At 66.3% G+C, this 23,382-nt stretch carries 14 protein-coding genes; 2 read left to right on the top strand and 12 right to left on the bottom strand.

Annotation, left to right across the window (positions count from 1 at the left end; translation table 11 throughout):
* The first annotated feature begins 90 nt into the window (after nt 1–90).
* Nucleotides 91–858 (top strand): ParA family protein, encoded by a 768-nt coding sequence (locus HMPREF2581_RS15085; protein ID WP_003095812.1) that lies wholly within the window; start codon nt 91–93, stop codon nt 856–858.
* A gap of 21 nt (nt 859–879) precedes the next feature.
* Here the strand turns inward: HMPREF2581_RS15085 and HMPREF2581_RS15080 are convergent, their stop codons facing one another.
* The 8 genes from HMPREF2581_RS15080 to HMPREF2581_RS15045 all read right to left on the bottom strand — a co-directional run bounded on the left by HMPREF2581_RS15080 (nt 880) and on the right by HMPREF2581_RS15045 (nt 13,686).
* Complete coding sequence (locus HMPREF2581_RS15080) at nt 880–1,695, bottom strand: universal stress protein (RefSeq protein WP_003095811.1); 816 nt, start codon at nt 1,693–1,695, stop codon at nt 880–882.
* A 112-nt stretch (nt 1,696–1,807) separates the two neighbouring features.
* Complete coding sequence (locus tag HMPREF2581_RS15075; protein ID WP_003141766.1) at nt 1,808–2,260, bottom strand: YiiD C-terminal domain-containing protein; 453 nt, start codon at nt 2,258–2,260, stop codon at nt 1,808–1,810.
* A 90-nt stretch (nt 2,261–2,350) separates the two neighbouring features.
* The gene (locus HMPREF2581_RS15070; RefSeq protein ID WP_003141764.1) at nt 2,351–3,628 is read right to left on the bottom strand and encodes a bifunctional O-acetylhomoserine aminocarboxypropyltransferase/cysteine synthase; all 1,278 of its coding nucleotides are present in this window, start codon (nt 3,626–3,628) and stop codon (nt 2,351–2,353) included.
* Nucleotides 3,629–3,748: 120 nt separating this feature from the next.
* Nucleotides 3,749–4,723, bottom strand: coding sequence for a sulfite exporter TauE/SafE family protein (locus HMPREF2581_RS15065; protein ID WP_003095804.1), 975 nt, complete (start codon nt 4,721–4,723; stop codon nt 3,749–3,751).
* Between the two features lie 150 nt (nt 4,724–4,873).
* Nucleotides 4,874–6,334, bottom strand: a complete 1,461-nt coding sequence (gene selO, locus HMPREF2581_RS15060; protein ID WP_003110187.1) for a protein adenylyltransferase SelO — start codon at nt 6,332–6,334, stop codon at nt 4,874–4,876.
* A gap of 66 nt (nt 6,335–6,400) precedes the next feature.
* Nucleotides 6,401–9,757, bottom strand: a complete 3,357-nt coding sequence (mscK, locus tag HMPREF2581_RS15055) for a mechanosensitive channel MscK (RefSeq protein ID WP_003095799.1) — start codon at nt 9,755–9,757, stop codon at nt 6,401–6,403.
* Nucleotides 9,758–9,848: 91 nt separating this feature from the next.
* The gene (locus HMPREF2581_RS15050) at nt 9,849–11,591 is read right to left on the bottom strand and encodes a potassium/proton antiporter (RefSeq protein WP_003095795.1); all 1,743 of its coding nucleotides are present in this window, start codon (nt 11,589–11,591) and stop codon (nt 9,849–9,851) included.
* 292 nt (nt 11,592–11,883) lie between these two features.
* Complete coding sequence (locus tag HMPREF2581_RS15045; protein WP_003095792.1) at nt 11,884–13,686, bottom strand: acyl-CoA dehydrogenase; 1,803 nt, start codon at nt 13,684–13,686, stop codon at nt 11,884–11,886.
* 301 nt (nt 13,687–13,987) lie between these two features.
* Between HMPREF2581_RS15045 and HMPREF2581_RS15040 the strand changes: the two genes are divergently transcribed.
* Nucleotides 13,988–14,824 (top strand): 23S rRNA (adenine(2030)-N(6))-methyltransferase RlmJ, encoded by an 837-nt coding sequence (locus HMPREF2581_RS15040; protein ID WP_003095790.1) that lies wholly within the window; start codon nt 13,988–13,990, stop codon nt 14,822–14,824.
* A gap of 3 nt (nt 14,825–14,827) precedes the next feature.
* Here HMPREF2581_RS15040 and msrA read toward each other — a convergent pair whose 3' ends face one another.
* The 4 genes from msrA to aceE form a co-directional block, all read right to left on the bottom strand.
* Nucleotides 14,828–15,475 (bottom strand): peptide-methionine (S)-S-oxide reductase MsrA, encoded by a 648-nt coding sequence (msrA, locus tag HMPREF2581_RS15035; protein WP_003141761.1) that lies wholly within the window; start codon nt 15,473–15,475, stop codon nt 14,828–14,830.
* 94 nt (nt 15,476–15,569) lie between these two features.
* On the bottom strand, nt 15,570–18,269 hold the full coding sequence (gene dipA, locus HMPREF2581_RS15030) for a phosphodiesterase DipA (RefSeq protein WP_003141759.1): 2,700 nt from the start codon (nt 18,267–18,269) through the stop codon (nt 15,570–15,572).
* Nucleotides 18,270–18,686: 417 nt separating this feature from the next.
* Nucleotides 18,687–20,330, bottom strand: a complete 1,644-nt coding sequence (gene aceF / locus HMPREF2581_RS15025; RefSeq protein WP_003125595.1) for a dihydrolipoyllysine-residue acetyltransferase — start codon at nt 20,328–20,330, stop codon at nt 18,687–18,689.
* Between the two features lie 144 nt (nt 20,331–20,474).
* Nucleotides 20,475–23,123, bottom strand: a complete 2,649-nt coding sequence (aceE, locus tag HMPREF2581_RS15020; protein ID WP_003114556.1) for a pyruvate dehydrogenase (acetyl-transferring), homodimeric type — start codon at nt 23,121–23,123, stop codon at nt 20,475–20,477.
* Between the last annotated feature and the right edge of the window lie 259 nt (nt 23,124–23,382).

Here is a 23,382-nt window from a genome sequence, read left to right as displayed (position 1 = left end):
ACCGCTCTACGTCAGGACCGAGACGGCGCTCGCGCTTGCCCGCGGCTTTGCCTATCATCCGGGATCAGGCTCGGCTCACGGAGATTTCCCATGCGGCGCGTGGTGTTCAATCAGAAAGGCGGGGTAGGCAAGTCCAGCATCGCCTGCAACCTGGCGGCGGTCAGCGCGGCGGAGGGCTATCGCACCCTGCTGGTGGACCTGGACGCCCAGGCCAACTCCACGCACTACCTGACCGGACTGACCGGCGAGGACCTGCCGGTGGGGATCGCCGACTTCTTCAAGCAGACCTTGTCTTCCGGACCCTTCAGCAAGAAGGGCAGGGTCGACATCTACGAGACGCCGTTCGACAACCTGCACATCGTCACCTCCAGCCCCGAACTGGCCGACCTGCAGCCGAAGCTGGAGTCGAAGCACAAGATCAACAAGCTGCGCAAATTGCTGGACGAACTGGACGAAGACTACGACCGGATCTACCTGGATACCCCGCCGGCACTGAATTTCTACACGGTATCTGCGCTGATCGCTGCCGATCGCTGCCTGATTCCCTTCGATTGCGACAGCTTCTCCCGCCAGGCGCTGTATGGCCTTCTCCAGGAGATCGAGGAACTGCGCGACGACCACAACGAAGACCTGCAGGTCGAGGGCATCGTGGTCAACCAGTTCCAGCCGCGCGCCAGCCTGCCGCAGCAACTGCTCGACGAGCTGGTGGCGGAGGAACTGCCGGTGCTGCCGGTGTACCTGATGAGCTCGGTGAAGATGCGCGAGTCGCACCAGGCTTGCACCCCGCTGATCTTCCTCGAACCGCGGCACAAGTTGACCCAGCAGTTCGTCGAGTTGCACGGGCTGCTCGAAAGCTGAGCAGCCTCTGCGGCAGCGCTTCTACGAGGTAACCAGGACGTCGCAGCTCGGCTGGCGCAGGTAACGTTGCGCCAGGTTGCCGAGCAGCGCCTGCATCAGCGCGTTGCGGCTGTGCCGGCCGAGGGCGAGCAGCTCCGGCTGGCGCTGCTTCAACGCGGCGTCCAGGCTGTACGGCAGCACGCCGGGAACCACTTCGTGGCTCAGCTGCGGCCCGACGCCCGGCAGGCGCTCCTGCTCGTCGCTCAGCAATTGTTCGATCAGCCCGGCCTGGGTGGCTAGGTGCGCGGCATTCTGCCGGGGCAGGCCGAGCACGCCGTCGTCGGGGGACTCGAACACGTGCAGGGCGTGCAGGTCGGCTTCCACCGGCAGCAGGCGGTAGGCCTGGCGCAGCGCGGTACAGGCGCACTGGGAAAAGTCCAGGGCGCTGAGCGCCTGGCGGTAGGGTTCGTCCGCCTCGCGCACGGCGAGCAGCACCGGCACCCGGCTGCGCCGCACCACTTGGTCGAGGGTGGTGTTGCCGAAGCGTTCGAAGGTCTTCTGGTGGTGTGCGCCCATCAGCAGTAGGTCCGGTTCGAGCGCCCGGGTCTGCTGCAGGATGCCGTCGATCGGCTGGCCCCTGAACAGGTGGATGGCGCTGTCCTCGTCGAGGCCGGCCTCCTTGCGCTTGAGTTGCAGCATGGCGCTGACGGTCTTCACCGCCGACGCCGATAGCCCCGGGTCGTACACGTGCAGCAGACTGACCCGCGCATCGTGCTGGCGGGCCAACTGGGCGGCGCGGGCGAGGGCGACGTCGGCTTCCGGGGTGAGGTCGTGGGCGACCAGGAGGTGGCGGATCATGGCGGACTCCGTGGGATGGCTACGCTGGCTTCCCCACTGTCGCGCCGCAGCTCGCTACGGACCTTGATCCACGGCAGAAAAAACCTTCGCCGGGCCCTGCGAAATCTGCCAGTCAGGGTCGCGCGTGGCTGCGTAGCTGGTACAGCGCGGCGCTTTCCGCCACTACCTCGCCCTGCTCGTCGGTGAGTTGCAGTTCGAGGCTGTATTCGGCCTTGCCGCGCTCCCCGGCCTCGGTTTCCAGTTGGCGGATGCGCTCGGCATCCAGGCGTGCCTCGACGCGTATGTCGCCCTTGGCCGGGCGGCGGAAGCGCAAGGTCATCTCCTTGACGATGGGATAGAAGCGGGCGCTGTCGAAGCTGGTCAGAAACAGCGCGCCACCGGGAATTTCGGCGAGGGTGAAGAGCGCCCCGGCGTACATGCTGCCGATGTGGTTCTCGTTGCCGGCGCCCGGCATGCGCAGGCGCACGTAGCCGGGTTCGAGGACTTCCGCCCTGAGTCCGCTGCGCTGGACGAAGGCGATCTTTTCTTCGGTCAGGTGCCTGGCGAGTTCGGTGGGCAGTGGCATGGCGCTCTCCATGTCGGGGATCCCAGCCAGACTAGCCGGCCGGCCAGGCCGGGCAAGGACCGAAACGCTCGCCCGGACTGACCGATCCGCTCAGCGTGCGGCGGCGGCCAGGGCCTGGTCGAGGTCGGCGAGGATGTCGTTGATGTGCTCGATGCCGATCGACAGCCGCACCATGTCGTCGGAGACTCCGGCGCGGGCCAGTTCCTCCGCGTTCAACTGGCGGTGGGTGGTGCTCGCCGGGTGGCAGGCCAGGGACTTGGCGTCGCCGATGTTGACCAGCCGCACCACCAGCTTCAAGGCGTCGATGAAGCGCGCGCCAGCGGCGCTGCCGCCCTGGATACCGAAGGACAGGATCGCCGCCGGGCGGCCCCCCAGGTAGCGCCGGGCCAGGGCGTGCTCGGGGTTGTCGGCGAGGCCGGCGTATTTCACCCAGGCCACCTGCGGATGCTGCTGCAGGTAGCGGGCCACGGCGAGGGCGTTGTCGCAGTGGCGCTCCATGCGCAGCGCCAGGGTCTCCAGGCCTTGGAGGATGAGGAAGGCGTTGAACGGCGAGAGCGCCGCGCCCATGTTGCGCAGCGGTACCACCCGGCAGCGGCCGATGAAGGCGGCGGGTCCGAAGGCCTCGGTGTAGGTGACGCCGTGGTAGGACGGATCGGGCGTGTTCAGCAGCGGGAAGCGCGACTTGTTCGCCGCCCAGTCGAATTTGCCGGAGTCGACCACGATCCCGCCGATGCTGGTGCCGTGGCCGCCCATGTACTTGGTCAGCGAGTGCACGACGATGTCGGCGCCGTGCTCGAACGGCCGGCAGAGCACCGGGGTGGCTACCGTGTTGTCGACGATCAGTGGCACGCCGTGGCGGTGAGCGGCGTCGGCCAGTGCCTGCAGGTCGATGATGTTGCCCGCCGGGTTGCCGATGGTTTCGCAGAACACGGCCTTGGTCCGCTCGTCAATCAGCGCTTCCAGGGCGGCGACGTCGTCGTGGGCGGCGAAGCGCGCCTGGATGCCGATGCGTGGCAGGGTGTGGGCCAGCAGGTTGTAGGTGCCGCCGTAGAGCTTGGCCACCGAGACGATGTTGTCGCCGGCCTCGGCGACGGTCTGGATCGCGTAGGTGATGGCCGCCATCCCCGAGGCCACCGCCAGCGCCCCGACCCCGCCTTCCAGCGCCGCGACGCGCTGTTCCAGTACGTCGTTGGTGGGGTTCATGATCCGTGTGTAGATGTTGCCCGGTACCTTCAGGTCGAACAGGTCGGCGCCATGCTGGGTGTCGTCGAAGGCGTAGGAAGTGGTCTGGTAGATCGGCACCGCCACCGCGCGGGTGGTCGGGTCAGGGCTGTAGCCGGCGTGGACGGCCAGGGTTTCCAGTTTCATGCAGCGTTCCTTCGGGCAGATTGGAAGGACGCAGCATGGGAAAGCGCGCCGGGCGGGTCAATGCGCCCGGGCAAGGAAAAGCGTGCCTGGTTAGACCGTTGTGTTCGCCGCTTATGCCTGTCAGCGCAGGCCGATGTAGATGTTGTAGGCGCTGATCAGGGTGATCAGGGTGCCGACGATGACCAGCAGGGTGCGCGGCGAAAGCTTCTTGCACAGCAGGGCGGCGAACGGTGCGGCGAACAGGCCGCCGAAGACCAGCCCGGCGACCATCTTCCAGGTGTCCGGCTGGCCAGCGAGGAGGATGAAGGAGGTGGCGCTGGCGATGGTCAGGAAGAACTCGGCGAAGTTCACCGAGCCGATGGTGGTGCGCGGGTCGCTACCCGAGCCGATCAGGCTGCTGGTGACCACCGGGCCCCAGCCGCCGCCGCCGGCAGCATCGACGAAGCCGCCGAAGAGTGCCAGCTTGGCCACGTGGCGCGGTGCCCGGCGCTTGATCACGTGGCGGTAGGCCTTGCTCAGGATGTACAGGCCCATCAGCAGCAGGTAGGCGGAGATGAAGGGCTTGAGCTGGTGGCCGTCGAAGCGGGTGATCAGCACGGCGCCGAGCACCGCGCCGATCATTCCCGGCAGCAGCAGGCGGAGGAAGAGTGACTTGTTGACGTTGCCGAGCTTGACGTGGGAAATCCCGGAAAAGCCGGTGGTGAACACTTCGGCGATGTGCACGCTGGCGCTGGCAGCGGCCGGCGTGGCACCAGCGCTGAGCAGGAAGGTAGTCGCGGTGATGCCATAGGCCATGCCCAGCGCACCGTCGATCACCTGGGCGAAGAAGCCCACCGCCACCGCGCTCCAGAAACCCCGGCTGGTCAGGGCCTGCTCGATGATCTCGAAGCCGTTGCTGCCGCCGTTGTCGAAGAACAGGCGCCAGGCCAGGAAGGCGAGCAGGCCGACCAGGATCAGCACCGCCGCCCACATGGCGGCGCGCAGTACCGGGTGGTCGTCCGGATGGGTGACGAAATCTTCGACAGGAGGCAGACCTAGCGCCTGGTGTTCGGTGTTGATCGAACTCTGGCTGAGATCGAGGTCGCGTATCTTCATGCGGCAAGGCGCCTGACAGGAGGTGGTAGAACAGGCTGGAATAAGTGTGGCGGCGAAGATAATCGGCTTTTCTTAGTGCGTCTAAGAAGTTTTCCGAAGGTATTTATTCCATTGCGGCATTATCGGCCGCCGTTCTGTCAGGGCATCCCGTCAGGAGGAGCAACTGATTTCCAGGTGCCGCCCCCAGTCCGGTGGGCGCCGAGTGAAGCGCTCCATGCCCGGCTGTTCCTCGAACGGGCGACTCAGCACCTGGTGCAGCAAGCGGACTTCCGTGTAGTCGCCCTGCTCGGCCGCTTCGATAGCCTGCTGTGCCAGGTAGTTGCGTAGCACATAGAGCGGATTGACCGCGTGCATGCGCCGGCGCCGCGACTCCTGGTCTCCGCCTTCTTCCTCGACGCGCCGGCGGTAGGCCTCGGCCCAGCGGTCAAAGGCCTCGCGGTCGACGAAGTCGTCGCGCAGGCTGGCCAGCGCCCGCTCCGGAGTCTCCTCGCCGAGTCGGCGGAAGAACAGCGAGTAATCCACCGCGCTGCCCTGCATGCGCTGCAACAGTTCCTGGACCAGGGCCTGGTCGTTCTCCGCGGCGACGCCCAGGCCCAGGCGCCGGCGCATCAGGTCGAGGTAGTGGGCCTGGTAGAGGGGTAGGAACAGGTCGAGGCTGGCGCGCAGTTCGTCCACTTCCACCAGTGGCGTCAGCGCCTGGGCCAGGGCGGCCAGGTTCCAATGGGCGATCGGTACCTGGTTGCTGAAGGAGTAGCGGCCGGCGTCGTCGGAGTGATTGCAGATGTGATTGGCGTCGAAATCGTCGAGGAAGGCGTAGGGCCCGTAGTCGAAGGTAATGCCGAGGATCGACATGTTGTCGGTGTTCATCACCCCGTGGCAGAAGCCATAGGCCTGCCAGCGGGCGATGAGTTCGGCGTTGCGCTCGACGACCTGGCGGAACATCGCCGCGTACGGCCGCTCGGCTGCGTTGCAGTCGGCGAAGTGGTGTTCCTGGACGAACGCCGCCAACTGTTTCAACTGGTCGTGCTGGCGGGTGTAGTAGAAGTATTCGAAGTGACCGAAGCGCACGTGGCTGGGCGCCAGGCGCAGCAGCGTCGCCGCGCTTTCCTTCTTCTCGCGCCAGACCGGCGTGCTCGAACCGATCACGCAGAGCGCCCGGCTGCTGGGAATGCCCAGTGCCGGAAGGGCTTCGGAGGCGAGGAACTCGCGGATCGACGAGCGCAGCACGGCGCGGCCGTCGCCCATCCGCGAGTAGGGGGTCTGGCCGGCGCCCTTGAGGTGCAGGTCCCAGTGCTCGCCGGCCTGGTTGATCACCTCGCCGAGCAGCAGGCCGCGGCCGTCGCCCAGGCGCGGGTTATAGGAGCCGAACTGGTGGCCGGAATACACCATCGCCCGCGGCTCGGCCTCCGACCACAGCTTGTGCCCGCCGAACAGCTCGGCGAACAGCGCTTCGTCACTGGTTTCCGCTGGCAGGTCGAGCAGCGCCAGGGCGGCGGGGCTGGCTACCACCAGGCGCGGCTCGGCGATGGGGTCGGGCAGGACTTCGGTGGAGAAGGCGTCGCCCAGGCGGGCGAAGCGGTTGTCGAAGTCGAGGTCGTCGAGTGATTTCAAGAGAGGCCTCCGGCAATTCCCGAGCATTGTGCTGGGAATTGCCGGAGGGCGTCCAGGCCCGGAGGTTCAGCGGGTCGGTTCGGCGGGACCGTCCTGGCCCTTGAGCGCGGGCGGATTGCCGACGCCGCTGTGCTGCGGCTCGCCGACGAACAGCTGGACCTGCTGGCCCTGGAGGTTCTTGACGAACACATCGACCTGGTTGAAAGCCATGTCGATCTTGTGTTCGCGGAAGCTGGTGGCGATCTTCGTCAGGATCTCGTCGGTGGAGGGGTTGCGGTCGCCCAGTTCGCGGACGTGGAAGCGCAGCTCGTAGTCGAAGGTACTGGCGCTGATGGTCAGGAAGTACAGCAGCGGCTCCGGGTCGCGCAGTACCCGCGGGTTTTCCTTGACCGCCTGCATCATCAGCTTGCGCGCCAGCGGCAGGTCGGTCTCGTAGGCCAGGCCGATCTTGATGGTGACCCGGGTCACGGTATCGCTCAGCGACCAGTTCACCAGTTGCCCGGTGATGAAGGTCTGGTTCGGGACGATGATCTCCTTGCGGTCGAAATCGGTGATGGTGGTGGCGCGGATGCGGATCCGACTGACCGTGCCGGACAGGTTGCCGATGGTCACCACGTCGCCGATTCGCACCGGACGCTCGAAAAGGATGATCAGGCCGGAGACGAAGTTGGAGAAGATCGCCTGCAGGCCGAAGCCGAGGCCTACCGAGAGCGCCGCCACCAGCCATTGCAGCTTGTCCCAGCTGACCCCGAGGGTGGACAGGGCGCTGACGATGCCGATGCCGCTGATGGCATAGGAAAGCAGGGTGGTGGTGGCGTAGGCGCTGCCCTGGGCCAGGGTCAGGCGCTGTAGCACCAATACCTCCAGCAGGCCGGGCAGGTTGCGCGCCAGGGCCACGGTGACCACCGCGATGGCCAGCGCCGCGAGGAAGTCGCGCAGGCTGATCGGCACGCTGGTGGCCGCTTCGCCGGTGCCGGCGGTGTACTGGTACAGGGTGACGTTGTCGAGGTAGGAGATCACGCTGATCAGGTCGGCCCAGACCCAGTACAGGCAGACGATGAAGCCGATCAGCAGGGCCAGGCGGATCAGCCGCAGCGATTGCTGGTTGATCTGCTCGATGCCGAGGGTCGGCTCCTCGACGTTGGTCTCGCCGTCGACGCCTTCCTTCGCCGCGTTCTGCCGTTTCGCCAGGGCCCGGGCGTAGGCCAGGCGCCGGGCCGCCACGCCCAGGCCGCGGACGAAGGCGGCTTCGATGACGAACCAGAGCAGCAGCAGGTAGAGGGTATCGATGAGACGGTCGGTGAGCTTCAGCGAGGTGTAGTAGTAGCCGAAGCAGACCGCGACGAAGAGCACCAGCGGCAGCGCGGTGAAGAGGAGGCCGACGATCATCTTGATCAGCGACGGACGCTCGTCGCCGGGGCTGCTGAACAGCAGGCGGCTGAGCAGCCAGGCCATGGCCGCGTAGCCGAGCAGGACCACGGCGATGCCGATCACGTCGTCGGCCAGGCTCGCCGGCTGGTGCTCGGCCACCGTCACCACGCCGACCAGCGCCAGGACCACAACGCCGAGGCGGACCAGGTGCCGGTCGAGGAAGCCGACCTGTTCGCGGCTCCAGTGGAAATGCCGCTCGGCGATGCCGCCCGGGGTGAGGATGCGATGGGCGGTGTAGAACAGCAGCCAGACCTGGGCCATTTCCAGCAGGGCGCTGCCGAGGGTGGCGTTCTGGCCGCGGGCGTCCAGCAGCAGGGCCAGGCCGGCGACGGCGAAGGTCAGGGTGCCGGGCAGGGCGAGGAGGATGGTGATCAGGATCGCCAGCGGGGTATGCAGCTGGCTGTCGCGCTTGAAGTGGCCGATGTCGTCGTTCAGCTCCGCCAGCTTGTCGTACAGGTAGCGGCGTTTCCACAGCAGAGCGGCGATCAGCAGGAACAGCGGCAGGAACAGCAGCGGCCGATCGACCAGGCCTTCGCCCAGTTCACGCACCCCGGAGCCCCAGGGGATCTCGGTGAGCTGGTTCTTCAGCAGGGTCGGGGTCATCTTGAACCAGGACAGGTCGAGCGGCTGGTTGCTGGGAATCCAGAACATCTGCTCGTCGAGGGTGGTGCGCAGGCTCTCGCTGGTGGAAAGCAGTTGCTTCTGGTTCAACTGCAAGGTGATCGCTTCGTTGAGCAGCGCGTTGAGTTCGTGGTTGAGCCGTTCGAGCAGCTCGGAACGGGTTGCCAGCAGGGTGTCGAGATCCTTGCGCAGTTCCGGCGTGACCTGCTCGCTGGGCTGCTGGGCGAGCAGGTCGTCCAGGTATTGCTGCGGGGTCGCCAGCTTGTCGCGTTCCTGGTTCAGTTCGAACTGGCCGAGGCGCAGGTCGGCGATCTCGTCGGCCAGGCTCTGGTCGGTCTTGATCTTCGGCAGCGCCTGTTTCTGCTTGTAGAGGATGCGCGACAGCAGCAGGCTGCCGCGCAGGACGTTGATCTGTTCCTCGAGGGCCTGGTTGGACTGGGTCAGGTTGTCCAGTTGCTGCTTGGTCTCGAGGTTGCGCCGGGTGAGCACGTTGAGGCGGTCGGTGGCGCGCAGCAGGTAGTCGGAGAGACGCAGATTCTTGGCGTTCTCCTGGCTCAGCAGGCTGTCGGTGCCGGCCCCCTGGGCGCCTTCCTTGGACAGCTCGGCGACGGTCTTTTCCGACTGCTCGCGGCGCTTCTCGCTGATTAGCGCCTGCAGGTCGAGGGTTTCCTTTTCCAGGCGCGAGATCTTCTCGGTGAGCAGATCGTGCTGGCTCTTGCCGAGGTCCTGCAGCAGGTTGTTGCCGGCCAGTTCCTGGCGCAACAGCTGGCTCTGCACGGTCAGCGCGGCCTGCTCGGCGAGCAGCTCGCCGCGACGGTCGGCGTTGATCGCCTTGCCGCTTTCCTTGCCGGCCTTGAGCAGCGAGCCGATCTCCAGGATTCGTGCCTGCATGCTGCTGATGCCGGCCTGGGCTCGTTCCGGGCGGGTCTCGGCGGTGATCGACAGGCTGTTGGCCTCGCCCAGGGCCTTCTGCCACTCGGCCTGCTGGGTGGTGCGGTCGTTGAGCAGCATCTCCAGGCGGGCCACGCTCTCGCCGCTGTAGCGCTCGCTGACCGGGCGTTCGCGGGTCTTCTTCAGGCGCTCCAGTTCGCGCTGGTTATCCTCGATCTGCCGGGGCGCGTCGCTCAGACGCTTTTTCAGGTCTTCCAGGCTCTGCAGCGCTTCGTCGCGCGCGGCGAGGAACTTGAGGGTCTGTTCGAGTCTGGCCTTGACGACCTTCTGGTCGGCTTCGGCGAGCTTGCGTTCGGCCAGCTTGTCGAGGCTTTGCTGGACGGCTTCGGCCGAGGGCGGCTCGGACTGGGCGAGGAGCGGCGGACTGGCAAGGCAGAGGCCGAGGAAAAGAGTAGCGATCAGGGAGCGGAGGGCAGGCATGGTCGAGAAGAGACTCGAAGAAGGGTGAATGCAGGTTAGTGGTGGCTCCGGGACGCCGCAAGGCGTCACGGAACGGGGATTCGACAGGAAATCAGAGGAAAAGTCCGGGCCCTGGGCGGCCTTCCGGAAACTTCACGCCGACCTTGCGGATACGGTTGCCTTCCAGGGCGGCCACGGTCCAGGTCAGGCCGTTCCACTCCACCTGGTCGCCGATCACCGCTTCGCCGCCGATCTCGTGGGCGATGAAGCGGCCCAGCGCTTGCTCGCCGTCGATGCCGTCGAGCTTCAGGCCGTAGAGCGAGGCCACCGCCGACAGCTGGGCATCGCCTTCCAGCACGAAGTCGCCGAAGAAGCGCGCGCCGAGGCCGCGGTCGGGCGCCTGGCTGAACAGCTTGCCGAGGGCCGGCAGGTCGTGTTCGTGGCCGATCACGCAGAGGATGTCGTCGGCCTCGAGGATGGTGCTGCCCGACGGGTGGAGCAGTTCGGTGCCGCGGAACAGCGCGGCGATCCGGGTCCCGCCGGGCATCTTCAGCTCGCGCAGGGCGGCGCCGATGCACCACTTTTCCTTGTTCAGGTGGTAGACGAACAGCTCCCACTCGCTGGTCGGGTGGATCTCCAGGCCGGCGCGGGATATCGGTGCCGGGTCCGGCGGCACCACCACCCGCAGCAGCCTGGCCGCCCAGGGCAGGCTGGTGCCCTGCACCAGCAGCGAGACCAGGACGATGAAGAAGGCCACGTTGAAGAACAGCTGGGCGTTCGGCAGGCCGGCCATCAGCGGGAACACCGCGAGGATGATCGGCACCGCGCCGCGCAGGCCGACCCAGGCGATGAAGGCCTTCTCGCGGTCGTGGAAGGCGCGGAACGGGATCAGTCCGATCAGCACCGACAGCGGCCGCGCCACCAGGATCATCCACAGCGCCAGGGCCAGCGCCGGCAGGGCGATCGGCCACAGGTCGTGGGGGGTGACCAGCAGGCCGAGGACCAGGAACATGCCGATCTGCGCCAGCCAGGCCATGCCGTCGAGCATGTGCAGGATGCCGTGGCGGCTGCGGATCGGGCGGTTGCCGAGGAGCAGGCCGCACAGGTAGATGGCCAGGATGCCGCTGCCGCCGACGGCGTTGGCCAGGGCGAACACCAGCAGGCCGCCGCTGATCACCAGCAGCGGGTAGAGGCCGCCGGCCAGGTGCATGCGGTTGATCAGTTGCAGCAGCAACCAGCCGCCGCCGAGACCGAGCAGGGCGCCGAGACCGAACTGCTGCACCAGGTGCAGGACGAAGCCCCAGCTGAGGCCGGTCTGGCCGCTGGCGAGCATCTCGATCAGGGTCACGGTGAGGAATACCGCCATCGGGTCGTTGCTGCCCGATTCGATCTCCAGGGTCGCGGTGACCCGCTCGTTGAGACCTTTGCCGCCGAGCAGGGAGAACACCGCGGCGGCGTCGGTGGAGCCGACGATGGCGCCGATCAGCAGGCCTTCCATCCAGTGCAGGTCGAACAGCCAGGCCGCCGCGATGCCGGTCAGGCCGGTGGTCACCAACACGCCCAGGGTGGCCAGCGACAATGCCGGCCAGAGCGCCACGCGGAAGCTGGAGACGCGGGTGCGCAGGCCGCCGTCGAGGAGGATCACGGCGAGCGCCAGGTTGCCCACCAGGTAGGCCACCGGATAGTTGTCGAAGACGATGCCGCCGACCCCATCGTTGCCGGCGATCATGCCGACGGCGAGGAAGATCACCAGGATCGGGATGCCCAGGCGGGAGGACAGCGAGCTGACGAGGATGCTCATGCCGACCAGCACCGCCCCGATCAGGAAGAAATTATTGACGGTGACGGCGTCCAAGGTCGGCCTCCTCGCGGCGGGACAGGGGGAAGGCGACGCTACGGGTCGGTTTTACGTAGGGGAATTACGTAGACAGGATGCAGGCCGCATGCCAAGTGATTCTAACCTGCGGATTTGGCGGACTGTAAAGGGGCGTCGGCGGTTTTTTTCGAAGGAATTCCGAGGCTTTCGCGTTGTCCGGGCGAGTGCGCGCGAACTCGCTGGCGTGGCCGCCAGGCAACGGCAACCCGGCGTTCATGCCCGGACATAAAAAAGCCCCGGACGTGACCGGGGCGGGAAAGGGCAGGCAGGATCAGAACCATTCTTCCTGCATGCTCGAACACACGTCGTCGCGGGCCTCCAGCAGCGCCAGTTCGTGGTGGCAGCCAGGCACTTCCCAGGTCAGGAAGTAGCGAGCGGCCTGCAACTTGCCGCGATAGAAGTCGGCGTCGGCGCAGTCGCCGCGAGCCAGCCCTTCCTCGGCGCGGATCGCCTGCTCCAGCCAGCGCCAGCCGATCACCGCATGGCCGAACACCTTCAGGTACAGCGCCGAGTTGGCCAGGCCCTGGTTGACCTGGCCCTGCATCAGGTCGCCGAGCAGTGCCAGGGTCACTTCGGACAGCCGCGCCACCAGCCGTTCCAGCGGCTGGCGCAGGGCGGCCAGGGATGGATGGGCTTCGGCGCGCCGGCAGGCGTCCTGGATCAGGCGGGTCAGCTGGCGCAGGCCGGCGCCGTTGTTCTGCCCGACCTTGCGTCCCAGCAGGTCGAGGGACTGGATGCCGTGGGTGCCTTCGTGGATCGGGTTCAGGCGATTGTCGCGGTAGTACTGTTCCACCGGGTATTCGCGGGTGTAGCCGTGGCCGCCGAGGATCTGGATCGCCAGCTCGTTGGCCTTCAGGCAGAACTCCGAGGGCCAGGACTTGACGATCGGGGTCAGCAGGTCGAGCAGTTCGTGGGCCTGGCGGCGCTGTTCGTCGTCCTCCAGGGTCTGGCTGTCGTCGAACAGGCGCGCGGCGTACAGGCCCAGGTCGAAGGCGCCTTCGACATAGGCCTTCTGGGTCAGCAGCATGCGCCGCACGTCGGCGTGGCGGATGATTGCCACCTGTGGCGCGCTCGGGTCCTTGCCGTCCGGCAGGCGGCCCTGCGGGCGTTCGCGGGCGTACTCCAGCGAATAGAGGTAACCGGCATAGCCAAGCATCACCGCGCCCATGCCGACGCCGATGCGCGCCTCGTTCATCATCTGGAACATGTAGGCCAGGCCGTGGTGCGGCTTGCCCACCAGGTAGCCGACGCAGGCGCCGTTGTCGCCGAAGTTCAGCGCGGTGGAGGTGGTGCCGCGATAACCCATCTTGTGGAACAGGCCGGCGAGGATCACGTCGTTGCGCGGCCCTAGGCTGCCGTCGGCGTTGACCAGGAACTTCGGCACGATGAACAGCGAGATGCCTTTCACCCCCGGCGGTGCATCCGGCAGCTTGGCCAGGACCATATGCACGATGTTCTCGGAGAGCGGGTGGTCGCCGCCGGAGATGAAGATCTTGTTGCCCTTGATCCGATAGCTGCCGTCGGCAGCCGGTTCGGCGCGGGTGCGGATGTCGGAGAGGGAGGAGCCGGCGTGCGGTTCGGTGAGGGCCATGGTGCCGAAGAAGCGGCCCTCGATCATCGGTTGCAGGAAGCGCTGCTTCTGCTCCTCGCTGCCGAAGCTCTCGATCAGGTTGGCGGCGCCCATGGTCAGGAACGGATAGGCCGAGCTACCGACGTTGGCTGCCTGGAAGTGGGCGAAGCAGGCCTGCGACAGCAGGGTCGGCAACTGCATGCCGCCTTGCTCGAAGCTGCGGGTGGCGTTGAGGAAGCCGGCGTCGAGGAAGGCATCCACTGCCGGCTTCACTTCCGGAATCAGCGTGGCTGAGCCATTCTCATAGAGCGGCTCGTGTTCGTCGCCCTTGCGGTTGTGCGGGGCGAACAGCTTTTCCGCCAGGCTCCGCGCGGTGCCGAGGGCGGCATCGAAGGTTTCGCGGCTATGTTCGGCGAAGCGCGGGCGCTGGGTCAGGGCTTCGGCATCGAGGACTTCGTACAGCTCGAACGCCAGGTTGCGGGAACTGAGCAGGGTTTCGGACATGACGACCTCGGCGAAAGGGGATCGTGGGGCGGCGCGGCGAAGGCATCGACCGTCGCAGGCGGTGCCAGGGTGCCAGCGAGTCTAGGCTGGTGAATGAAGGTCGCCAACCAACATCGATATGCGTGATACAAGGGCCAAACCTGCGACGGCGAGACCGCTGCCGAAGCCTCGGGAGGCTGGTAGAATCCGCGCCCCTCGCCCATGGGCGAGGGCCTGTGCCGACGCGGGGTCGGCGCGAATCCGCCGGGGCCGGGCGGTCCGGCTAGCAGCGCTGCCTGGCGCTGTCCAAGGAGCAGTCATCATGAACTATCGTCACGCTTACCACGCCGGCAACCATGCCGATGTCTTCAAGCACCTGGTGCTGGCGCGGATCTTCGCCCTGCTGGGGCGCAAGGACACGCCGTACGCCTACCTGGACAGCCATTCCGGGGTCGGCCTCTACGACTTGCAGGGTGACGAGGCCAGCCGCACCGGCGAGTGGGAGCAGGGCATCGCCCGTCTGTGGGAGCGCGAAGGCCTGCCCGAGCAACTGGACGATTACCTGGACGTGATCCGTCACCTGAATCCGGACGGCTCCCTGCGCTACTACCCGGGCTCGCCGGAGTTGGCGCGGCGCCTGACCCGCGCCCAGGACCGCGTGCTGCTCAACGAATTGCATCCCGAGGACGGCCGCCTGCTCAAGGCCAACATGGCTGGCGAACGGCGGGTCGCCGTGCACCAGGGCGACGGTTGGCTGCTGCCGCGGGCGTTCCTGCCGGCGCCGGAAAAGCGCGCGGTGCTGCTGATCGATCCGCCGTTCGAGCAGGCCGACGAATTGCAGCGTTGTGTCGCTGCGCTCGACGAGGCGATCGGGCGGATGCGCCAGACGGTGGTGGTGATCTGGTATCCGATCAAGGACGAGCGCCAGCTCAAGCGTTTCTACCAGGCCCTGGAACGTAGCGTCGCGCCGAAGCTGCTGCGTGCCGAGCTGCACGTGCATCCGATCGACGACGCCGAGCGTTTCAACGGCTCCGGGCTGGCCATCGTCAATCCGCCGTGGCCGCTGGAGGACGAACTGCGCGACCTGCTGCCCTGGCTGGCCGAGGTCATGGCCCAGAGCCAGGGCGGCTGGCGTCTCGACTGGCTGGTGGCGGAATAGTCGTCAGGCCGGCAGGCACACCCCGGTGCCGCCCAGGCCGCAGTAGCCGTTGGGGTTCTTCGCCAGATACTGCTGGTGGTAGGCCTCGGCGTAGTAGAAGGGCGGGACGTCGGCGATCTCGGTGGTGATGCGGTCGTAGCCGGCTTTCGCCAGTTCGGCCTGGAAGTTCTCCCGGCTGGCCATGGCCGCGGCCTTCTGGGCCGCGTCGAAGGTGTAGATCACCGAGCGGTACTGGGTGCCGATGTCGCCGCCCTGGCGCATGCCCTGGGTCGGGTCGTGGGCTTCCCAGAATACCTTGAGCAGCTGTTCGAAGCTGGTCTCCTGCGGGTTGTAGACCACCAGCACGACCTCGCTGTGGCCGGTCAGGCCGGAGCAGACTTCGTCGTAGGTCGGGTTCGGCGTGTAGCCGCCGGCATAACCCACCGCGGTCACCCAGACGCCCGGTTGCTGCCAGAGGCGACGCTCGGCGCCCCAGAAGCAGCCCATGCCGAACAGCACCTGTTGCAGGCCGGCGGGGAACGGCGCGGTCAGCGGGCGGCCGTTGACGAAGTGCGCTTCGGGCACCGGCATGGCGCTTTCGCGACCCGGCAGGGCCTGGTCCGGCGTGGGCAGCTCGCTTTTCTTGGTGAGGATTTCAGAACGCAGAACCATGGCTCTCGTCTCCTGCTCAGGGGGTAGGCGAATGACTCGCGGATGAGCACAGAGAGTACAGCCTTTCCGCGCCGGCGGGGGAGGCCAGGGGCGATCAGTGCAGGGTGCGGCAGGGATAGCGCAGCAGGCTGGTATTGAGCAGGTCGCTGGGGATCGGCCGGTCGAACAGGTAGCCCTGGCCGATGTCGCAGCGGTTGCGCCGGAGGAAGGCCAGTTGCTCGGCGCTCTCCACGCCTTCGGCGACTACCTTGAGCTTGAGGTTGTGGGCCATGGCGATCACCGCCGAGGTGATTTCCATGTCGTCCTGGCTGTCCGGGATGTCCTTGATGAAGCTGCGGTCGATCTTGATCACGTCGATGGGGAATTTCTTCAGGTAGCTCAGCGACGAGTAGCCGGTGCCGAAGTCGTCCATCGCCAGGGTCAGGCCGAGGCTCTTCAGGCGTTCGAGTTGCTGGCGGGTATCGTCGGTGGCGTCCAGCAGCAGGCTTTCGGTGAGCTCCAGTTCCAGCTGGCTGGCCGGAATGTTCTCTTCGTGGAGGATCGCCGCGATCGAGCCGACCAGGTCCGGGTCGGTGAACTGCTTGGGCGACAGGTTGATGGCGATCTGCAGCTCGCCCAGCCCGGCCTCGGCCAGCTCGCGGGCCTGGCGACAGGCTTCGCGGATCACCCACTTGCCGATCGGCACGATCAGCCCGGTTTCCTCGGCCACGCTGATGAAGCGGTCCGGGCGGATCATGCCTTTTTCCGGATGCTGCCAGCGCAGCAGGGCTTCCAGGCCGAGCAACTGGCCGCTGCGCAGGCACAGCTTGGGCTGGTAGTGCACCGCCAGTTCGTTCTGCGCCAGGGCGCGGCGCAGGTTGCTCTCGACGAACAGCTTGTAGCTGGCCTCGGCGGTCAGCGCCTCGGTGAACACCTGGACCTGGTGCTTGCCGTTGGCCTTGGCCTTGTGCAGCGCCAGGCCGGCGTACTTCATCAGGGTCTGCGGGTCGCAGCCGTGCTGCGGGGCGCTGGCCAGGCCGATGGAGCCGGTGATGTTGATCAACTGGTTGTCGACGAACAGCGGCTTGTCGAGCATGTGCAGGACCTGCGCGGCAATGCTTTCGCCCTTTTCCACCGCGGTGTCGTCGAGCAGCACGGCGAACTCGTTGCTGGCGAAGCGCGCCAGGGTGGCGCTGTCGCCGAGGCAACTGCGCAAGCGCCGGGCCAGGCTGACCAGCAGCTTGTCGCCGGTCTGGTGGCCGAGGCTGTCATTGATCCGCTTGAAGTTGTCGATGTCCACCAGCAGCAGGCTGAGCGGGCGGTCGCCGCTGCTTTCCAGGCGTTCCTCGAGGGCGCCGATGAAATAGTGCCGGTTGGCCAGGCCGGTGAGGTTGTCGCGGTAGGCGAGTTTCTCGATGTGCTGCTGGGCCAGCTTGTTCTGCGTGATGTCTTCGTAGATGCCGATGTAGTGGGTCAGCTCGCCGAGATCGTCGTAGACCTTCGACAGCGACAACTGGCCCCAGTAAGGCTCGTGGTTCTTGCGGCGGCTGCGGAACTCGCCCTGCCAGCTGTTCTGCTGGGTCAGCGCGGAACGCGCGTCGAACAGCAGCTCGCTGAGGTTCTCCAGCGCCGGAAGCTCGGACAGGCGTCGGTTACGCACTTCGTCGGCGCTGTACTGGGTGATCGAGGTGAAGCTCGGATTGACGTATTCCACCACGCCGTCGCGGTCGATCAGCAGGAAGGCGCTGGCGCTCTGTTCCACCGCGCGCTGGAACAGGTGCAGGGCGCTGGAGACATTGCGTCGCTCGTGGTTCATCAGGACCTGCGCGTACTGGTCGGCGAGTTCCCCGGCGAAGGCGATCTCGTCGCTCTGCCACATGCGGTTCTCGCCGGCGTGTTCCAGGCACAGCACGCCGACCACCTCGCCGCCGATGCGGATGGTGGCGTCGAGCAGGGCGTTGACGCCCAGCGGCTTCAGGTAGTCCTTGTAGAGTTCCTGGGTGCGTGGGTCGCGCTGGGCGTTGTGGGCGTCGATGGCGCGCCCGCTGTGTACCGCCTCGAGGTAGGCGGGGTAGCGGCTGGCGTCGATGCTCTGGGGCTTCTCGTACTGGTCGAGGTCGCGGCGGTAGACGGTCACCGCTTCCAGGCGCTGGTCGTCGAGCAGGCGCCAGATGCCGGCGCGCGCGGTGCCGTAGGCTTCGCAGGCGGCCTGGGTGATCAGTTGCGCGGCTTCCAGCAGCGGGTCGCTGGACAGGTAGCGATGGCGGGCCAGGCGGACGATCAGGTTCTGCTGGGTGCGCGAGCGCAGCAGGTGTTGCAGGTGGTCGTCCTGGGAGCGCTGGTAGAGGTCCAGGGACGCCTTCAGGCGCAGGTTCTGCGATTCCAGGTCGAGCAACTGTTCGCTGCGCTCGGCGCTCTCCTGTCGCTCCTCGACCATCAGGTAGCCGTGCAGCAACTGGCGGCCATGCTGCTGGAAGGCTTCGCCGAACTCCAGCATGGTCAGCACGCCGTTGGGTGTGTGCAGCTTGTAGCTCACCTGGTAGTGCGGGCGCTTCACCAGTTGCTGCTGGATCTGCTCGTGCAGGCGGTGGCGGGCCTCGGGTTCCATCAGGCTGGCGTAAGGCGCATCGAGCAGTGCGCAGAGGGTAGTCGCCGGCAGCCCGAGCTGGCGCTCGCAGGCAGGATCGAGGAACAGCAGTGCCCAGCTCGGCTCGTTCAGCCGCTCGAAACGCAGCAGCCCGAGCCGCGACGGCACGGGTAGCTGCGTGACAACCTCGGCCGCCGAACGGCTGGCGGCATCGGGATGACTTTTCATGCGAGGCTGATTCCAGGTACTGAGCGAGGGGGAGGCCTCGACCCGTTTCGATGGGGTGCAGGCAAAGGGTGCATTATGCCGATTGGTCTGACAAGTAACTCTGTATCGGCCCGGCAGGGCCCAAGTTAAGCGTATCCGGGAAAAAACCGCTGGACGGTCGGAGGTCTGCGGCGCCGCTGGAAAAGCCCTGTTTTTCGTAGGGTTGGCTTCGCCGGGAGGGTTGGCGTCGAGTGCCTGTCATCGTGCGCGTCGAACTCGCGCCTGCGGGTCCTGTGGCATTCGCTGGCGGTATGACGGGACGCAGTTTCGCCGAGCCGTCAGGCAGGCAAAAAAAGCCCCACCATCCGGTGGGGCCGAGAGACGAGCGTGGCATGCTCGCGAGAGGGGCTGGCCGCTCCGTGGGGAGCGGCGCAGGTATTACAGGAGCAGGGTGCGGATGTCCGCCAGCAGCTCGCCCAGGCGCTTGGTGAAGCGCGCCGCGGCGGCGCCGTTGATCACGCGATGGTCGTAGGACAGCGACAGCGGCAGCATCAGGCGCGGCTGGAAGGCCTTGCCGTCCCATACCGGCTGCATGGTCGCCTTGGACACACCGAGGATCGCCACTTCCGGCGCGTTGACGATCGGCGTGAAGCCGGTGCCGCCGATGTGGCCGAGACTGGAGATGGTGAAGCAGGCGCCCTGCATGGCATCGGCCGAGAGCTTCTTGTTGCGGGCCTTGTCGGCCAGCTCGGCGGCCTCGGCGGCCAGTTGCAGGAGGCTCTTCCGGTCGACATCGCGGATCACCGGGACCAGCAGGCCGTCCGGAGTGTCCACGGCGAAGCCGATGTGTACGTACTTCTTGCGAATCAGCGCCTTGCCGCTGGGGGCCAGCGAACTGTTGAAGTCCGGCAGTTCCTTGAGCAGGTGGGCGCAGGCCTTGAGCAGGATCGGCAGTACGGTCAGCTTGACCCCGGCCTTCTCCGCCGCGGCCTTCTGGGCAACGCGGAAGGCTTCCATGTCGGTGATGTCCGACTGGTCGAACTGGGTCACGTGCGGCACGTTCAGCCAGCTGCGATGCAGGTTGGCGGCGCCGACCTGCATCAGGCGGGTCATCGCCACTTCTTCCACTTCGCCGAACTTGCTGAAGTCGACTTCCGGGATCGGCGGGATGCCGGCTCCGCCGGTGGCGCCGGCACCGCCGGACTTGGCGCGCTGCAGTTGCTCCTTGACGAAGACCTGGACGTCTTCCTTGAGGATGCGGCCCTTGGGACCGCTGGCTTTCACTTCGCTCAGCTCGACGCCGAACTCGCGCGCCAGCATGCGCACCGCCGGGCCGGCGTGGACCTTGGCGCCGTCGCGGCTGGGTGCGCCGACCGGAGCCGGGGTATCGGCCTTGGCTGGCGCAGGGGCCGCCGCGGCGGGCTTCTGCTCGGCGGCGGGCGCCGCGGCCTGGGCCGGAGCGGCTGCCGGCTGCTCTTCGGCTGCCGGAGCGGCGCCTTCCACCTTCAGCTTGAGGATCAGGTCGCCGGTGCCGACTTCGTCACCGACCTTGATCGAGACGCTTTCCACCACGCCGGAGGCCGGCGAAGGGATCTCCATGCTGGCCTTGTCGGATTCCAGGGTGATCAGCGACTGGTCGGCCTCGACCGTGTCGCCAGCCTTGACCATCACTTCGATGACGTTGGCCTTGCCGGCCGAGCCGATGTCCGGGACCTTGATGTCCTGGACACTGGCTGCGGCGGGGGCGGCCGGCTTGCTCTCGCTCGGGGCGGGAGCAGGCGCTTCGGCTTTCGGCGCTTCCGGTTGGGCGGGCGCTGCCTCGGCCTTGGCTTCGGCAGGCTGTTCGCCGCCTTCCACTTCCAGCTCGAGGATTTCGTCACCTTCTTTCAAGGTGTCGCCGACCTTCGCCTTGATGCTTTTCACTACCCCGGCCTTGGGACTGGGGATTTCCATGCTGGCCTTGTCGGATTCCAGGGTCAGCAGGCTCTGATCGGCCTCGACCTTGTCGCCGGGCTTGACCAGCAGCTCGATGACTTCACCCTCACCGTTGCCGATGTCGGGTACGCGAATGAGTTCGCTCACATTCCTCTCCTTTTACGTGCCACCACCGCTGTGCGGCGCGCAAAACAAAGACTTTTGGTCCTTGGTTCGTTGTGAGCCGGCGCCGCCCGTTGGCGGCGCCGGCGTGCTCGAAACCCCTCGCTGCCGAGGGGAGTATGGAGCGAATTAGCAATCCAGCGGGTTGCGCTTCTCCGGATCGATACCGTACTTGGCGATGGCCTCGGCCACCACTTTCGGCTCGATATCGCCGCGATCGGCCAGCGCTTCGAGCGCGGCCAGCACCACCCAGTGACGATCCACTTCGAAGAAGTTGCGCAGCTTCTTGCGGCTGTCGCTGCGGCCGAAGCCGTCGGTGCCGAGCACCTTGTACTCCTTGGAGGGAACCCACTGGCGGATCTGCTCGGCGTAGAGCTTCATGTAGTCGGTGGAGGCGATCACCGGGCCGCGACGGCCGCCCAGGCACTCCTCGACGTAGCTCTGCTTCGGCTTCTGGCCCGGATGCAGGCGGTTCCAGCGCTCGACGGCAAGGCCGTCGCGACGCAGCTCGTTGAAGCTCGGCACGCTCCAGACGTCGGCGCCGATACCGAAGTCGTTGCGCAGCAGCTTGGCCGCTTCCTCGACTTCGCGCAGGATGGTGCCGGAGCCCAGCAGTTGCACGTGGTGAGCGGCTTCCTTCTTGTCCTCCTCGAGGAGGTACATGCCCTTGATGATGCCTTCCTCTGCGCCCTTCGGCATGGCCGGCTGGACGTAGTTCTCGTTCATCACGGTGATGTAGTAGAAGATGTCCTGCTGCTCTTCGATCATCTGCCGCGAGCCTTCGCGGATGATCACCGCCAGTTCGTAGGCGTAGGTCGGATCGTAGGTGCGGCAGTTCGGGATGGTCGAGGCCAGCAGGTGGCTGTGGCCGTCCTCGTGCTGCAGGCCTTCGCCGTTCAGCGTGGTGCGACCGGCGGTGCCGCCGATCAGGAAGCCGTGCGCGCGGCTGTCGCCGGCGGCCCAGGCCAGGTCGCCGATGCGCTGGAAGCCGAACATCGAATAGAAGATGTAGAACGGCAGCATCGGCTGGTTGTGGGTGCTGTAGGAGGTACCGGCGGCAATCCAGCTGGACATGGCGCCGGCCTCGTTGATGCCTTCCTCGAGGATCTGGCCCTTCTTGTCCTCGCGGTAGAACATCACCTGGTCCTTGTCCACCGGCTCGTAGAGCTGGCCGACCGAGGAGTAGATGCCGAGCTGGCGGAACATGCCTTCCATGCCGAAGGTACGGGCCTCGTCCGGGACGATCGGGACGATGCGCGGGCCGAGTTCCTTGTCCTTGACCAGCTGCGAGATGATCCGCACGAAGGCCATGGTGGTGGAGATCTCGCGATCGCCGGAGCCGTCGAGCATGGCCTTCAGGGTTTCCAGCGGCGGAACCGGCACGCTCATGCTCTTCTGCCGGCGCACCGGCATGAAGCCGCCCAGCGCGGCGCGGCGCTCGGCCAGGTACTTGGCCTCGGCGCTGCCTTCTTCAGGCTTGTAGAACGGCAGCTTCTCCAGGTCGGCGTCCTTGACCGGGATGTCGAACTTGTCGCGGAACGCGCGCAGGCTGTCGACGTCGACCTTCTTCACGTTGTGCGCGATGTTCTTCGCTTCGCCGCTGCCGGTGCCGTAGCCCTTGATGGTCTTGGCCAGGATGACGGTCGGCTGGCCCTTGTGGTTGACCGCCTGGTGGTAGGCCGCATAGACCTTGTAGGGGTCGTGGCCGCCGCGGTTGAGCTTCCAGATTTCCTCGTCGGAAAGGTCCTTGACCATTTCCAGCAGTTCCGGACGCGCGCCGAAGAAGTGCTCGCGGACGTAGGCGCCGTCTTTCGCCTTGTAGTTCTGGTATTCGCCGTCGATGACCTCGTCCATGCGCTGCTGCAGCAGGCCGGCGGTGTCCTTGGCGAACAGCGGGTCCCAGAAGCGACCCCAGATGACCTTGTTGACGTTCCACTCGGCGCCGCGGAACACGCCTTCCAGTTCCTGGATGATCTTGGCGTTGCCGCGGACCGGGCCGTCGAGGCGCTGCAGGTTGCAGTTGATGACGAAGATCAGGTTGTCGAGTTTCTCGCGGCCGGCCAGGGAGATCGCGCCGAGGGATTCCGGCTCGTCGCACTCGCCGTCGCCCATGAAGCACCAGACCTTCTGCTTGCCGGCGGGGATGAAGCCGCGGCTTTCCAGGTACTTCATGAAGCGTGCCTGGTAGATCGCCTGGATCGGGCCAAGGCCCATGGATACGGTGGGGAACTGCCAGAAGTCCGGCATCAGCCAGGGGTGCGGATAGGAGGACAGGCCGTTGCCGTCCACTTCCTGGCGGAAGTTCTCCAGTTGTTCCTCGCTGATGCGGCCTTCGAGGAAGGCGCGGGCGTAGACGCCGGGGGACGCGTGGCCCTGGAAGAACACCAGGTCGCCGCCATGTTCGTCGGTGGGAGCCTGGAAGAAATAGTTGAAGCCGATGTCGTAGAGGGTCGCCGAGGAGGCGAAGGTGGAGATGTGGCCGCCCAGGTCCGGGTCGTGCTTGTTCGCCCGCATCACCATCGCCAGGGCGTTCCAGCGCACCAGGGAGCGGATCCGGCGCTCCATGAACAGGTCGCCGGGCATGCGTGCTTCGTGGGTTACCGGAATGGTGTTGCGGTAGGGCGTGGTGATCGCGTAGGGCAGTTGGGTGCCGCTACGGCTGGCCAGCTCGCCCATGCGGGTCATCAGGTAATGAGCGCGGTCTTCACCTTCGCGGTCGAGTACGGACTCCAGGGCGTCCAGCCATTCCTGGGTTTCGACGGGATCGAGGTCTTGCATGGCTTGCTCCAGGGCGGAAAGGCTTCCAGAATCGGATGCCATAGGTGAGCGGCCGGCCTCGTGGGCGACCGCAGCTAATTCTTGGATGTTCTCCGGGGGTGTACCCGGCGACTTGTAGTTTTACTACAGATCAGTCTGAGAAACAGCCCTCTGGATACAATTTTTAGTAGTAAAACTACATTTCGATTGTTGCTGTCAGGCTATAAGGCCCGATGTAGAGCCTTTTCGACGTTGTGCGTCGAGCCTGTGGTCTTCGGTC

The sequence above is a fragment of the Pseudomonas sp. HMSC057H01 genome (genome assembly GCF_001836405.1).
GTDB lineage: Bacteria > Pseudomonadota > Gammaproteobacteria > Pseudomonadales > Pseudomonadaceae > Pseudomonas > Pseudomonas aeruginosa.
This window is presented reverse-complemented; position numbering and strand designations above follow the sequence as displayed.

Bases quoted from the DNA above. Each gene is read 5' to 3' on its own strand.
- HMPREF2581_RS15085 (WP_003095812.1), top strand. From the start codon at position 91: ATGCGGCGCGTGGTGTTCAATCAGAAAGGCGGGGTAGGCAAGTCCAGC.
- HMPREF2581_RS15080 (WP_003095811.1), bottom strand. From the start codon at position 1,695: ATGATCCGCCACCTCCTGGTCGCCCACGACCTCACCCCGGAAGCCGAC.
- HMPREF2581_RS15075 (WP_003141766.1), bottom strand. From the start codon at position 2,260: ATGCCACTGCCCACCGAACTCGCCAGGCACCTGACCGAAGAAAAGATC.
- HMPREF2581_RS15070 (WP_003141764.1), bottom strand. From the start codon at position 3,628: ATGAAACTGGAAACCCTGGCCGTCCACGCCGGCTACAGCCCTGACCCG.
- HMPREF2581_RS15065 (WP_003095804.1), bottom strand. From the start codon at position 4,723: ATGAAGATACGCGACCTCGATCTCAGCCAGAGTTCGATCAACACCGAA.
- mscK (WP_003095799.1), bottom strand. From the start codon at position 9,757: ATGCCTGCCCTCCGCTCCCTGATCGCTACTCTTTTCCTCGGCCTCTGC.
- HMPREF2581_RS15045 (WP_003095792.1), bottom strand. From the start codon at position 13,686: ATGTCCGAAACCCTGCTCAGTTCCCGCAACCTGGCGTTCGAGCTGTAC.
- HMPREF2581_RS15040 (WP_003095790.1), top strand. From the start codon at position 13,988: ATGAACTATCGTCACGCTTACCACGCCGGCAACCATGCCGATGTCTTC.
- msrA (WP_003141761.1), bottom strand. From the start codon at position 15,475: ATGGTTCTGCGTTCTGAAATCCTCACCAAGAAAAGCGAGCTGCCCACG.
- dipA (WP_003141759.1), bottom strand. From the start codon at position 18,269: ATGAAAAGTCATCCCGATGCCGCCAGCCGTTCGGCGGCCGAGGTTGTC.
- aceE (WP_003114556.1), bottom strand. From the start codon at position 23,123: ATGCAAGACCTCGATCCCGTCGAAACCCAGGAATGGCTGGACGCCCTG.